The sequence below is a fragment of the Pseudomonas moorei genome (assembly GCF_042846945.1).
In the GTDB taxonomy this organism is placed as follows: Bacteria; Pseudomonadota; Gammaproteobacteria; order Pseudomonadales; family Pseudomonadaceae; genus Aquipseudomonas; species Aquipseudomonas moorei.
This window is the reverse complement of sequence record NZ_AP035776.1, coordinates 5,022,006-5,035,146: the sequence shown is the minus strand read 5'-3', so window position 1 is coordinate 5,035,146 and position 13,141 is coordinate 5,022,006. Positions and strand designations below refer to the sequence as shown.

12 protein-coding genes are annotated in these 13,141 nt (G+C 61.5%); 1 reads left to right on the top strand and 11 read right to left on the bottom strand.

Annotated elements, in window-relative coordinates; translation table 11 throughout:
- Positions 1 to 39: 39 nt before the first annotated feature.
- The 8 genes from ACGJAX_RS23600 to copC form a co-directional block, all read right to left on the bottom strand.
- Positions 40 to 1,320: a TRAP transporter large permease gene (locus tag ACGJAX_RS23600; protein ID WP_090320660.1), complete on the bottom strand. Its 1,281-nt coding sequence runs from the start codon at positions 1,318 to 1,320 to the stop codon at positions 40 to 42.
- Positions 1,321 to 1,848, bottom strand: coding sequence for a TRAP transporter small permease subunit (locus ACGJAX_RS23595; protein ID WP_390956372.1), 528 nt, complete (start codon positions 1,846 to 1,848; stop codon positions 1,321 to 1,323).
- Between the two features lie 80 nt (positions 1,849 to 1,928).
- Positions 1,929 to 2,912 (bottom strand): TRAP transporter substrate-binding protein DctP, encoded by a 984-nt coding sequence (locus ACGJAX_RS23590; protein ID WP_390956371.1) that lies wholly within the window; start codon positions 2,910 to 2,912, stop codon positions 1,929 to 1,931.
- A gap of 66 nt (positions 2,913 to 2,978) precedes the next feature.
- A complete protein-coding gene (locus ACGJAX_RS23585) occupies positions 2,979 to 3,866 on the bottom strand; it encodes an SMP-30/gluconolactonase/LRE family protein (protein WP_090320669.1) in 888 nt (295 codons plus the stop codon).
- A 55-nt stretch (positions 3,867 to 3,921) separates the two neighbouring features.
- Positions 3,922 to 4,746: an NAD(P)-dependent oxidoreductase gene (locus tag ACGJAX_RS23580; protein WP_248916567.1), complete on the bottom strand. Its 825-nt coding sequence runs from the start codon at positions 4,744 to 4,746 to the stop codon at positions 3,922 to 3,924.
- Between the two features lie 194 nt (positions 4,747 to 4,940).
- Positions 4,941 to 6,236 (bottom strand): OprD family outer membrane porin, encoded by a 1,296-nt coding sequence (locus ACGJAX_RS23575; RefSeq protein WP_390956370.1) that lies wholly within the window; start codon positions 6,234 to 6,236, stop codon positions 4,941 to 4,943.
- A gap of 229 nt (positions 6,237 to 6,465) precedes the next feature.
- A complete protein-coding gene (copD, locus tag ACGJAX_RS23570; protein WP_390956369.1) occupies positions 6,466 to 7,323 on the bottom strand; it encodes a copper homeostasis membrane protein CopD in 858 nt (285 codons plus the stop codon).
- Positions 7,324 to 7,326: 3 nt separating this feature from the next.
- Positions 7,327 to 7,692 carry a copper homeostasis periplasmic binding protein CopC gene (copC, locus tag ACGJAX_RS23565; protein WP_090320679.1) on the bottom strand — a complete coding sequence of 122 codons (366 nt, stop codon included), beginning with the start codon at positions 7,690 to 7,692 and terminating at the stop codon, positions 7,327 to 7,329.
- Between the two features lie 140 nt (positions 7,693 to 7,832).
- On the opposite strand from copC, the gene ACGJAX_RS23560 reads away from it, so the two are divergent.
- A complete protein-coding gene (locus ACGJAX_RS23560) occupies positions 7,833 to 8,453 on the top strand; it encodes a TetR/AcrR family transcriptional regulator (protein ID WP_090320682.1) in 621 nt (206 codons plus the stop codon).
- A gap of 155 nt (positions 8,454 to 8,608) precedes the next feature.
- Here ACGJAX_RS23560 and preA read toward each other — a convergent pair whose 3' ends face one another.
- The 3 genes from preA to hydA all read right to left on the bottom strand — a co-directional run bounded on the left by preA (position 8,609) and on the right by hydA (position 12,894).
- A complete protein-coding gene (preA, locus tag ACGJAX_RS23555) occupies positions 8,609 to 9,883 on the bottom strand; it encodes an NAD-dependent dihydropyrimidine dehydrogenase subunit PreA (RefSeq protein ID WP_390956368.1) in 1,275 nt (424 codons plus the stop codon).
- Positions 9,884 to 11,251 carry an FAD-dependent oxidoreductase gene (locus ACGJAX_RS23550; RefSeq protein ID WP_390956367.1) on the bottom strand — a complete coding sequence of 456 codons (1,368 nt, stop codon included), beginning with the start codon at positions 11,249 to 11,251 and terminating at the stop codon, positions 9,884 to 9,886. It abuts the gene before it with no gap.
- A 203-nt stretch (positions 11,252 to 11,454) separates the two neighbouring features.
- On the bottom strand, positions 11,455 to 12,894 hold the full coding sequence (hydA, locus tag ACGJAX_RS23545; RefSeq protein ID WP_247257996.1) for a dihydropyrimidinase: 1,440 nt from the start codon (positions 12,892 to 12,894) through the stop codon (positions 11,455 to 11,457).
- Between the last annotated feature and the right edge of the window lie 247 nt (positions 12,895 to 13,141).

Here is a 13,141-nt window from a genome sequence, read left to right as displayed (position 1 = left end):
GAGCAAGCTCCCTCGCCACAACGCGTTTGCGAGTCCTGGTTACAACACCAGATGCGGCAACCACAGTGACAGCGCGGGAATGTACGTCACGGCGATCAGCACCAGGAACAGCACGCCGTAGAACGGCAACAGGGCTTTGACGGTTGATTCGATACTGACCTTGCCCACGGCCGACCCCACAAAGAGTACCGCGCCCACGGGCGGCGTGATCAAGCCGATGCCCAGGTTGACCAGCATGATCATGCCGAACTGCACCGGGTCCACGCCAATGCCCACAATCACCGGCATCAGGATCGGCGTGAGGATCAGGATCAGCGGCGCCATGTCCATCACGGTGCCCAGCAACAGCAGCATGACGTTGATGCACATCAGGATCACGTAACGGTTGTCCGAAAGCGTGAGGAACATCGTGGTGATCTTCGCCGGGATTTGCATCAGCGTCATGATGTAGCCGAAGCTGGCGGCGAAGCCGATCAGGATCATCACGATCGAAATCGTCCGCACCGTGCGGTGCATCAGTTTCGGCAGTTCGCTCCACTTGTAGTCGCGGTAGATGAACATGGTCACGAAGAATGACCACAGCACCGCAATCGCCGCCGACTCGGTGGCGGTGAAAATCCCCGAAAGAATCCCGCCGAGAATGATCACCATGGCCATCAGGCCCCACAGCGCTTCACCGCAGATCTTCAGCGCTTCGCGCATCGGAATGACTTCACCCTTGGGGTAGTCGCGCTTCTTGGCGAAAATCAGGCACAGCACCATCAGGCACGCGCTCATCAGCAGGCCGGGCACCACGCCGGCCATGAACAGCGAGGCAATCGATACGGTGCCGCCCGCGGCCAGCGAATAGAGCACCGAGTTGTGGCTCGGCGGGGTCAACAGTGCTTGCACCGAACCGCTGACGGTCACTGCCGTGGCGAACTCCCGTGGATAGCCGCGACGCTCCATCTCCGGGATCAACACCGAGCCGACCGAGGCGGTGTCCGCGACCGAAGAACCGGAGATCGCGCCGAAGAAGGTCGAGGCCATGATGTTGACCAGCGACAGGCCGCCACGGACAAACCCCACCAGCACCCCGGCAAACGCCACCAGCCGCCGGGACATGCCACCCTCGGCCATGATCGCGCCCGCCAGGACGAAGAACGGAATCGCCAGTAGGGAAAATTTGTTCACGCCGCCGGCGACCTGAATCATCAATGCCTGGAACGGAATGTCGATCCACCATGCGCCGATCAGGGCCGAAAGCCCCAGGGCGTAGGCGACCGGCATGCCGATCAGGATCAAGGCGATAAAACTGCCCAGCAGAATCAATGCGTCCATTCAGGCAGCCCCTTCGTTTTCTTCAACCAGGTCGAAGCGCACGACCCGCCGGTTGCTCTGGTCACCGAGCAGGAGTTTTTCCAGCACAAAGATCAACGTCAGCAAACCGCCAATCGGGATCGGCATGTAAGTGATGCCGACGCGCAGGGTCGGCAAGGCGCTCATGAACTGGTTCCAGGTCGACAGGCACAGCCTGGTCCCCCAGATCGCCATGAACAGGCTGATGGTCGCCATCAGCAATTGGGCGAACACGCTCATGGCTTTGCGCAGGTTCGGTGGTATGCGATCAGTGAGCATCGCCACCGCCATGTGTGAGCCGGAACGATAGCTGGCGGCGGCGCCAATGAAGGTGAACACCATCATCAGCAAAATGGCGCTGGGCTCCGGCCAGCTGGAACCGGTGCCAAGGACGTAGCGGGCGAACACGCCCCAGGGAATGATCAGGGCGATGGCCAGCACGGACAGGCCTGCGACCCAGATACAGGTCATGTAGATCCTGTCGTTGATGCGCAGCAGTAGATTCTTCATCGGGTTTCACCGTAACCGGGCGCGCACTGACAGACAGCCACTGTCAGTGGCGCCGGGCCTTTCTTGAATGCAGGGAGGGATTACTGAACGGCTTCGATGCGCTTGATCAGGTCGGCATAGGGCGCGCCGTATTTCTCGCGGATCGAGGCGGTGGCCTCATAGAAAGGTTTCTTGTCGACGGTGATGAACTCGACGCCCGCAGCCTTGAGCTTCTCTTCGCTGCTGGCCGATTTGGCGTCCCACAGGATGCGTTCCTGTGCCTGCGCGGCCTTGGCGGTTTTCTTCACCAGTGCCTGTTGCTCGGGCGTCAGTTTTTCCCAGGTGATCTTCGACATCACGATCGGTTCTGGCAGGATCAGGTGCCCGGTCAGGCTGTAGAACCTGGCGTTCTGGTAGTGGTTGTGTTCAAGCAGGGTCGGCGGGTTGTTTTCCGCGCCGTCGATCACCCCGGTCTGCAATGCACTGAAGATTTCACCGGTGTCCATGGCAATGCCGTTTCCGCCCATGGCATTGATGGTGTCGATGAACATCGGGTTGCCTTGCACGCGGATCTTCATGCCCTTGAGGTCTGCCAGGCTGCGCACCGGTTTCTTGGTGTAGAGGTTGCGCGTGCCGCCGTCCATCCAGGCCAGGGCGACCAGTCCGAATTCGGAGTCGGTGATTTTGGCGAGGATCTCGTCGCCGACTTCGCCGTCGATCACCTTGCGCATGTGCGCCTGGTCGCGGAACACGAACGGCATGTTGAACACGTTCACGTCCGGCACCACCGGACCGACAATACCGAGGCTGACCCGGGCCATCTGGATGGCACCGACCTGGGCTTGTTCGATCACTTCCTTTTCCGAGCCGAGCACACCGCCGGAAAACATCTTGAAGGTCAGTTTGCCGTCGCTGTCGGCCACCAGGGTTTTACCCAGTTGCTCCTCGGCCACTACGGTCGGGTAGCCGGCGGGGTGAATGTCGGCGAATTTGATTTCCAGCGCATGGGCGGCGCTGCTGAGGGAGAAGGTGAGGGCTGCGGTGAAGGGGAGTGCAGCGGCGAGCAAGGTGCGTTTGAAGTCCATTGGGGGTGTCTCCTGTTTTATTGTTTTTGTGTTCAAGGCACAGCGTTGCAGCACGAGCAGTTGCGGTCAGACGTTGAAAAGTGGCTCCGGCAAACCCTTTACGCCGGGGTTGAGGGCGAACACGCCACCGGCCAGTGACCGTTCGTCGTGGTCGTCTGCGGGGCGGATCGAAGTGACGAACAAGGTGTCCAGGCGGCTGCCACCGAAGGCACACATGCTCGGTTTTTTCACCGGTACGGCGAGGGAACGGTCCAGGCGCCCATCCGGGGTAAAGCGGTGAATCAGCCCGGCATCGTTGGCACAGATCCAGTAGCCACCCTCGGCATCGACCGCGGCGCCATCGGGGCGGCCGGCGTGGTGATTCATGTCGACAAACAGCCGGCGATTGCTCGGCGTGCCGCTGTCGATGTCGTAGTCGAAGGCCCAGATCTGCTGGACGGCGGGATGGGAGTCGGACAGGTACATCGTGCGCCCGTCCGGGCTGAAGCCCAGGCCGTTGGGCACGATGAAGCCGCTGAGTTGGGCGTCGAGCGGTCCGCGTTGTCCGGCGCTGTAGCGGTACAGCCGGCCCTCGGCGGCGTTGGCACCCATGTCGAGCACCATGCTGCCGGCCCAGAACCGCCCCTGACGGTCACAGCGACCATCGTTGAGGCGCATGTCGGGGCGGCTGTGATCGATGCCCGCCAGGGGGTCGCTGTCGAGGCTGCCGTCGTTGTGCGGGCGCAACTGGAAGAAGCCGCTCTCCATGCCGGCGACCCAGCCGCCGTCAGGGTGACGGGCAATGCACGCGAGCATTTCCGGGGTTTTCCACGCCGACACATGGCCGGTGTCGGCGCTCCAGCGTTGCAGGCCACCGGCCGGGATATCGACCCAGTACAGGGCGTTTTCGGCGCCGACCCACACCGGGCATTCGCCCACGGCGTTGCGCGCATCGACAATCAATTCAGCTGGCATGGCCACTCATTCCCTTGGTTTTTGTTGTGGGGATCACGCAGTAAGCACTGGCGGTTCAGTCGCCGAACGGGCCGGCCACGCAGAACGCGCCGCCCTGGTAGATCCGCGTCGGGTCATCGGCCGCTGGCATCGGCAGGGCTTCGACCTTTTCGCGGAACACTTCGGAGCTGTCGTTCGGCGCATAGCCCAGGACCGTGGCGTAACGGTTGTCCCACCAGACGTCCTTGTTGTCGGACGCGCCATAGACCACGGTGTGGCCGACATTCGGCGTGTACAACGCCCGTTCGAGCAGTTGGGTCAGGTCGCCGAAGCTCAGCCAGGTGCTCATCATCCGGCGGTTTTGCGGTTCCGGGAACGAGGAGCCAATGCGCACGCTGACGGTCTCGATGCCATAGCGATCGAAGTAGAAAGTGGCCATGTCTTCGCCGTAGGACTTGGACAAGCCGTAGTAACTGTCCGGGCGGCGAGGGGAGTGGGCGTCGATGACTTCGTCTTGCTTGTAGAAGCCGATCACGTGGTTGGAACTGGCGAAGATCACGCGCTTCACGCCGTGACGGCGCGCAGCTTCGTAGATGTGGAACACGCCGCAGATATTGGCGCCGAGGATCTCTTCGAACGAGCGCTCGGTGGACACGCCGCCAAAGTGCAGGATCGCGTCCACGCCTTCGACCAGTTGATGCACGGCTTGCTTGTCGGCCAGATCGCATGGCACGACTTCTTCACGGTCATCGATGGCCGGCGCAATGTCGGCGATGTCCGACAGGCGAATGACATTGGCGTAGGGGCGCAGGCTTTCGCGCAGGACCTTGCCCAGGCCACCGGCGGCACCGGTCAGCAGCAGGCGATTGAAAGGGGCGCGGGCAGGGGGTGTGGTGGTCATGGAGAGTCCTGGACAAGCAGTGGTGGTTATTGAATTTGTTGTAAGTTGTCGTACGACTAATGGCAGTATCGTAAGGCTTTCCGTTTCTTGTCAACGCGTCTTGTGTCGAATTTGACGAAGGGTTGGGTTCTCCGGGCGGCCTGTGGCGAGTGAGCAAGCTCCCCCGCCACAAGAGCGATGTCAGCCGAACCGGCTTACAACAACGAAATCGGATAGCTGATGAAGAGGCGGTTTTCGTCGAACTCGTTGGTGCTGAAGTTTTTGCGGATGCTCGCGTTACGCCATTTGACGTTGAGGTTTTTCAGCGGACCGCTTTGCACCGTGTAGGCCAGTTCCGATTCACGGCCCCACTCCTTGCCGTCGGTGATGGCCCCGGTATGTACGTTATCGCCACTGATGTAGCGGTTCATCATCGTCAGGCCCGGCACGCCCAGGGCCACGAAGTTGTAGTCATGACGCACTTGCCAGGATTTTTCCCTGGCATTGTCATAACTGGAGTTGTAACTGTCGTTGGCCAGGGTGCCGCCGCTGGTGCCGTTGACGCGCATCCAGACATCGTCGCCCGTGAGCTTCTGCAGGCCGACATAGAAGGTGTTGCCACCGTACTTGGCCGAGAGCAGGGCGAACGCGGTTTTGTTATCGAGGTCGCCGGCCAGGGCGCTGCTGTCTTCCTTGCCGATGAAGTAGCCGAGGTTGGCACCGAGGGTCCAGTCGCCAATGGGCTGGCTGTGGCTCAGGTTGAAGTACTGTTGTTGATAGATGTCGGTGAGTTCCGCGTACCACGCGCCGACCTGGGTGCGTTTGTCGTTGAAGGTGTATTCGCCGCCACCGAAGTTGAAACGGTCCGAGGTGAACGCCGCTTTGCCGTTCATGAACATGTTTTCCATGCTCGAATCATTACGCGGGCTGTTCTGGCGGAACTGCCCGCCGTAGAGCGTCAGGCCGCTGATTTCAGTGGAGGTGACCTGACCACCACGGAAGGTTTGCGGCAGCGAACGGCCGTCGTCCGAGCGCAGGATCGGCAGCACCGGCATCCATTCACCGACCTTGACTTCGGTCTTCGAGATCTTGCCTTTGAGCGCCACGCCCAGGCGACCGAAGTTGTCGGCCGGGCGACCGTCGTGGTCCAGTGGCAGCAACTGTGTACCGCCGGTGCCCTTGCCGCCATCGAGCTTCTGCGAAAACGTTCCCAGCACGTCCGCACCGAAGCCGACCGTGCCTTGGGTGAAGCCGGATTTGGCGTCGAGGATGAAGTTCTGGGTCCATTCCTCGGCCTTGCCCTGGGGGTAGGCCGGGTTGGTGTAGTTGCGGTTGAAGTAGGCGTTGCGCAGGTTCAGCGTGGCTTTGGCGTCATCGGTGAAACCTTCGGCGTGACTGGTCATGGGCAGGGCGATGGCCAGGCTGCTGTAACCGATCAGGCTCAGGGCATGACGGCGGGCGAAGTGTGGACGTGGGGCACGGGGGGACGAATTGCGGGCGGGCTTGCTCACTGTAACGCTCCAGTTCTTTTTTGTTTTTATAATTGTTATACGTTGTCGTACAACATTGGAGGCGATTATTTACGCGGCGTTTCAGTGTTGTCAATCGGAAGTTGTACGATGACGTGGGGTGCGGAAATTTTATGTGGGAGCGAGCCTGCTCGCGAAAGCGGAGTGTCTGTTACATCAATGCTGACTGTGCCGACGCCTTCGCGAGCAGGATCCCACAGGGCGGCGGGTCTTAACGCGAAATCATCGGCGGCAGGGTACCCAGCAGCGAAACCGCCGCCACCGCGCCAATGCCCAGCAACCATTCGGCAATCACGCTTTTACGCAAAGCCGACAGGCGCTGTTCGCAGTCCTTGATCCGCAGACGGTTGAACAACGCCAGACCGATCATCGCGGTGATCAGGGTGACCTTGATCAACAGGATCAGGGCAAACCCGGACAGCAACGGCGTCGGCCAGAAGGCGCCGGTCAGGACCCGTACGTTGATCAGCCCGGTGATCAGCAATCCCGCCACCACGACGTATCCCACACCACTGAATCGCTGCAACAGCGTCCGGATGTCATGCCCGGCAGGGCGGCGCAGGATCATGACCAAGAGCATCAGGCCGCCGAGCCAGATGCCGACGCAGGCCAGGTGCACCAGTTGATTGAGCATCAGCCATCGGCCTTCGGCGCCATCAAGCATGGCGCCGTGGCCGACCGGCGCGAGGGTCGCCAGCAGCGAAGCGCCGAGGGCCAGGCGCGAGGGAAGGTGGCTGCGTAGCGGGCTCAGCAGCAACGCCAGCAACACGCCGTTGAGCAGCAAGTGCCAGCTCCAGACCTGGCCAAAGAACGTGCTGCCCAGTACCAGGCGCAAGGTCGAGGGCTCGAACGCGGCGTCCCAGGCACCGGCCATGCTGGCGGTGATCAGCAGCAGCCAACAGACGCCGCTGACCAGCGCCAATCCCGCCAGCCAACGGCTGATGTGCGTCAGCGCTCGATCCAGTGTGGTCTCACGGCCCAGCAACAAAGGCTTGTAAACCCAGGCTCCGAACAGCATCAGTACCACGGTGAAATGCAGGAAGCGGCACAGCACCAGCGCGCTCGCCATGTATTACTGGCCAACCTTGAAGCTGTAGGTGCCTTCGCTTTTATGGGTATCGACCGACACGGCATGCCATTCGACTGTATAGGCACCAGCGCTCAACGGCGCAGCGGGTGTGACCACCAGGGTCTTCTTGTCGCTGCCCTCGGTGGCCAGGCTTTTCACCGCAACAGAGGCCCCGTCCTTGCTGATCGTGACTTTGGTGAAGGCCGCTTCAACGCCTTCGGAAAACATCAGGCGCAGTTCCGTCGGTGCGCTCACGGTGCTGTTGGCGGCCGGTGTCTCACTTTTCAGATGGGCGTGGGCAAATACCGAGGAGGCGGCCAGCAGCGAGCCGAGCAGGGCGGCGGTGGTGAGGGCTTTTTTGAGCAGCATTGTCGGGTTCCTGTCAGTCAGTTGCGAAATGGGCGTCAGTTTAGCCGCCAGAGGCCTGATGTACGAAGTTTGGTTTTACCCTGTCGCCGCGAGGTAGAGCGGATGCTAGTCTTGTTTAACGCTGTTGTCAGGGAGCCCTCATGGGCAATCACAAGATCGAGATTCGTCGCAGTAACGTCGAGAAAATTCTGCTGGGGGCCGAGAAGGTCTTCGCCGAGAAAGGCTTCGGCAGCACCGCCATGGCCGACATCGCCGCCGAGGTGCAACTGCCGCGCTCCAACCTGCATTACTACTTCAGCACCAAGACCGAGTTGTACAGCGCCGTGCTGTTCGACTTGCTGGAAGTCTGGAAGCAGGATGCGCTGTGCTTCGAGATGTTCGATGACCCGCGCGTGGTGCTCAGCAGCTACATCCGCGCCAAGATGAACCACTCCCGCAGCCGTCCGTACGGTTCGAAAGTCTGGGCCAACGAGATCATCCACGGCGCCCCGACCCTGGGCGTGGCACTGGATGCGAGCCTGTACGACTGGGCCAAGATGAAAGAAGCGAAAATCCGCCAGTGGGTGGACGACAAGCGCATCCTGCCGGTGGAGCCTTCGAGCCTGCTGTACATGATCTGGGCCTCGACCCAGCATTACGCCGACTTCGACCACCAGGTGAACATTCTCAACGACCATCAGCCGCTGTCGGACATGCAGTTCGAACGAGCGATACAGACCGTGACCAGTGTGATTTTGCGCGGGATCGGGTTGGAGCCGTAAGTTTTGTGGCGAAGCTGGTGGCCTCATCGTCGGAACGCCGCCCGGAGCAAGTTCGCTCCCACAGTAGATCTTCAGTCGACACAAAATTTGTGAACACCAGAGACCCTGTGGGAGCGGGCTTGCCCGCGAAGGCGTCTTTTCAGGCGCGGCCCATCTCAAGGACTGACGTGATACGGATTCCTCGGATCATGGTTCCAGTCCAGAAACGGCTTGCCGTTTTCCACCGGCACCATCTCGATGCAGTCCTGCACCGGGCAGGTGATCTGGCACAGGTTGCAGCCCACGCATTCATCCTCGATCACTTGATACTTGTGCGTGCCGTCGGCCTGCTTGAGGCTGGCCACCGCCTGGTGCGAGGTGTCTTCGCACGCGATGTGGCAGCGACCGCAACCGATGCAGGCGTCCTGGTCGATTTTGGCGATCACCTGATAGTTGATGTCCAGGTACTTCCAGTCCGTGGTATTGCCCACCGCGCGCCCGGAGAATTCTGAAATGCTCGCGTAACCCTGATTGTCCATCCAGCGCGACAAGCCGTCCTTCATCTCCTCGACGATCCGGAAGCCATGCAGCATGGCCGCCGTGCACACCTGCACCGAACCGCTGCCCAGGGCCATGAATTCCGCCGCATCGCGCCAGTTGCCAATGCCGCCGATGCCGCTGATGGGCAGGTCGCGGGTCTGTGGATCGCGGGCGATTTCGGCGACCATGTTCAAGGCAATCGGCTTGACCGCCGAGCCGCAATAGCCGCCGTGGGTGCTCTGGTTGCCGACCATGGGGTTGGCGACCATGCGCTCCAGGTTGACGCTGGTGATTGAGTTGATGGTGTTGATCAGCGACACCGCATCCGCGCCGCCACGGTGCGCCGCGCGGGCCGCGACGCGGATGTCGGTGATGTTTGGCGTCAGCTTGACGATCACTGGCAGCGAGCAATAGGTCTTGCACCAGCGGGTGACCTGTTCGACGTATTCCGGCACCTGGCCGACCGCCGCGCCCATGCCGCGTTCCGGCATGCCATGGGGGCAACCGAAGTTCAGTTCGATGCCGTCGGCGCCGGTGGCTTCCACCAGGGGCAGGATGTGTTTCCACGACTCTTCGACGCAGGGCACCATCAACGACACGATGAGCGCGCGGTCCGGCCAGTCCTTTTTGACCTGGGTGATTTCCCGCAGGTTGATCTCCAGGGAGCGATCGGTGATCAGTTCGATGTTGTTGAAGCCCAGCACTTCGCGGTTCGCTCCGAAGTGCGCCGAGTAGCGCGACGATACGTTGACCGCCGCCGGGTCTTCACCCAGGGTTTTCCAGACCACGCCACCCCAGCCGGCCTCGAAGGCGCGGACCACGTTGTAGGCCTTGTCGGTGGGCGGCGCGGAGGCCAGCCAGAACGGGTTGGGGCTTTTGATGCCGGCGAAGACAATCGAGAGATCGGCCATTTACGCAGCCTCCACGTTGAGCATCAGTTGAGCGTTGATGGCCTCGGCGGCCCGTTTGCCGTGCTGCACCGCCTGCACGGTGAGGTCCTGGTCGAGGCTGGTGCAATCGCCGCCGGCATATATGCCGGGGACGCTGGTACGCAGCTGTTCATCGACCTCGATGCGATCCCCCTGGCGCTTGAGTTCACGGGCCAGCGGGTCGACGAGGGCGCTGCTGTCGAAGGCCTGGCCGATGGCTTTGAAGATGGCGTCGGCGGCCAGTTCAAAGGTTTCGCCGGTGGTTTGCAGACGATCTTCGACCAGATGCGTGCGCGCGAATCGCATGCCGCGCACACGGCCCTGAGCATCGAGCAGGACCTCTTCGGGTTGTGCCCAGGTCATCAGGCGCACCTGATTGGCCTTGGCGATGTCCTGTTCGTGGTGGGTGGCGCCCATGTCCTCGGCACCACGGCGGTACACCAGATTGACGTCATGGGCGCCCAGGCGTGCCATCTGCACGGCCATGTCGATGGCGGTATTGCCGGCGCCGAGCACGATGCAGCGGTCGGCCAGTGGCAGTTGGCTCAGGTCATCGCTCTGACGCAGTTCGCGGATGTAGTCGGTGGCGGCCAGCAGGCCTGGCGCGTCCTCATGGGCCAACCCCAATTGCTTGCTCACCGCCAGGCCCAGGCCGAGGAACACCGCATCGAATTGCTGATGCAGTTCAGTCAGGCTCAGGTTCTCGCCGAGTTTTTGCCCGTGGCGGATCTCGATGCCGCCGATCTGCAGCAGGAACTCCAGTTCCTTCTGCGCGTAGTCGTCCACCAGTTTGTACTTGGCGATCCCGTATTCATTGAGACCGCCGGCCTTTTCCCGGGCTTCGAAAATCACCACGTCATGGCCGTGCATGGCGCTGCGATGGGCGCAGGACAAACCGGCCGGCCCGGCACCGACCACGGCGATGCGTTTGCCGGTGGCGGCGGCGCGGGGAAAGGGGTGTTCGCTGAAGTGCGCGTTGTCCACGGCGTAGCGCTGCAGCAGGCCGATCAGCACCGGTGCGCACTCCTGAGCGTTGTTGCGCACGCAGGCTTGCTGGCACAGGATCTCGGTGGGGCAGACCCGGGCGCAACTGCCGCCGAGGATGTTGGCCGAGAGGATTTTCTGCGCCGCGCCCTGCACGTTGTCCTGATGGATATTGCGGATGAACGACGGAATATCGATTTCGCTCGGGCAGGCATTCACGCACGGCGCGTCGTAGCAATACAGACAGCGCGAGGCTTCGAGGTGAGCCTGGCGGGCGTTGAGCGGGGGCGCCAGATCGGTGAAGTGGCTGGCGAGGACGGCCGCATGCTCAACGGGATGCGGGAGGTGGGTCAGGGTCTTGATCACGGTATTGGCCTCACGGTGATGGAGGTGCTGCCTCTAAATGGGCATTGTTTTTGTGCATTGCCCTGTGGCGAGGGAGCTTGCTCCCGCTGGCCTGCGCAGCAGGCCTGAAACCCAGTCGAACCGGAGTGTCAGGAGTTCCGGGGCGGCAGGGTTGGGGCGGCTTCGCCACCCAGCGGGAGCAAGCTCCCTCGCCACGGGGGTGGTCAGCGTTTCACGGCAACCGGTTGATTCAACTCAGCCCGCTTGCTCAGCAAGTCAAACACCGCTGGATACGCCGGCCGTTCGATATACCGCCCGGCGCCGCGCTCGGCCCGCAGATCGCCGTCGGCCCAGACCACCCGGCCCTGGCTGATGGTGTGGCTGGGCACGCCGCGAACGGTCTTGCCTTCGAAGATGTTGAAGTCGACTTGCTGATGGTGGGTCTTCGCCGAAATCGTGCGCGTGCCTTGCGGGTCCCACAGCACCAGGTCGGCATCGGCGCCGACGCGGATCGCACCTTTGCGTGGGTAGAGGTTGAAGATTTTCGCGGTGTTGGTGGAGGTCAGCGCGACGAAGTGCTGCATCGACAAACGCCCAGTGTTAACGCCTTCGTCCCAGAGCACGGCCATGCGGTCTTCGATGCCGGCGGTGCCATTGGGGATCTTGCTGAAATCGTCCTTGCCGGCGGCTTTCTGCTCGGCGCAGAAACAGCAGTGATCAGTGGCGGTGGTGTGCAGGTTGCCGGCTTGCAGGCCATGCCAGAGCGCTTCTTGATGGCCGACAGGGCGGAACGGCGGGCTCATCACGTAACCGGCGGCGGTCTGCCAGTCCGGGTGTCGATAGACGCTGTCGTCCAGCAACAGGTGCCCGGCCAGAACCTCGCCGTAAACCGGTTGGCCCTTGGCCCGGGCGTAGGTGATTTCGTCGAGGGCTTCCTTGGTCGAAACGTGCACCAGGTACAACGGTGTGCCGAGGGTTTCGGCGATCCGGATCGCCCGACTCGCCGCTTCGCCTTCCACTTGCGACGGGCGCGACAGGGGGTGCGCCTCCGGCCCGGTCATGCCCTGGGCCATCAGCTTGCGTTGCAGGTGATAGACCAGCTCACCGTTTTCCGCGTGCACGGTGGGCACCGCGCCGAGCTCCAGGCAGCGTTCGAAACTCGCCACCAGGGTGTCGTCGGCGGCCATGATCGCATTCTTGTAGGCCATGAAGTGCTTGAAGCTGTTGACCCCGTGATGCATCACCAGCTCGGCCATTTCTTCGCGCACCTGCTCGCTCCACCAGGTGATGGCGACGTGGAAGCCGTAATCGGAAGCTGATTTCTCGGCCCAGCCACGCCACTGATGGAACGCTTCCATCAGCGACTGCTGGGGATTGGGAATCACGAAGTCGATGATCGACGTGGTGCCGCCGGCCAGACCGGCCGCGGTGCCGCTGTAAAAATCTTCGCTGGCCACGGTGCCCATGAACGGCAGTTGCATGTGGGTGTGCGGATCGATGCCGCCCGGCATCAGGTACTGGCCGCTGCCGTCGAGTATTTCGGCACCTGTGGGCGCCTCGAGGTCTTCGCCGATGGCCTTGATCACGCCGTCTGCGCAATACACATCGGCGCGATAACTTTCATCATGGGTAATAACAGTGGCGCCACGGATCAACAGAGACATTCCGAGTTCCTCGCAGGCATGACCGGCTGGTGCCGGCTCTAAATGTTTTTATATGAAGCGAGTTGCAACAGGTGTATTCCTGTCATCGCTGTCAGGAATAAACGCTAGCTGGTGTTATGGGAATCGGCAAGAATATTTTTTATAAGCTTATAACTGTTTTAAGTTTTTGATATATAACGATAAAAAATGAAAATCACCAAAATGGTGAGGCCTCTCACCATTTTGACGCACTTGACAGGATAGAAAT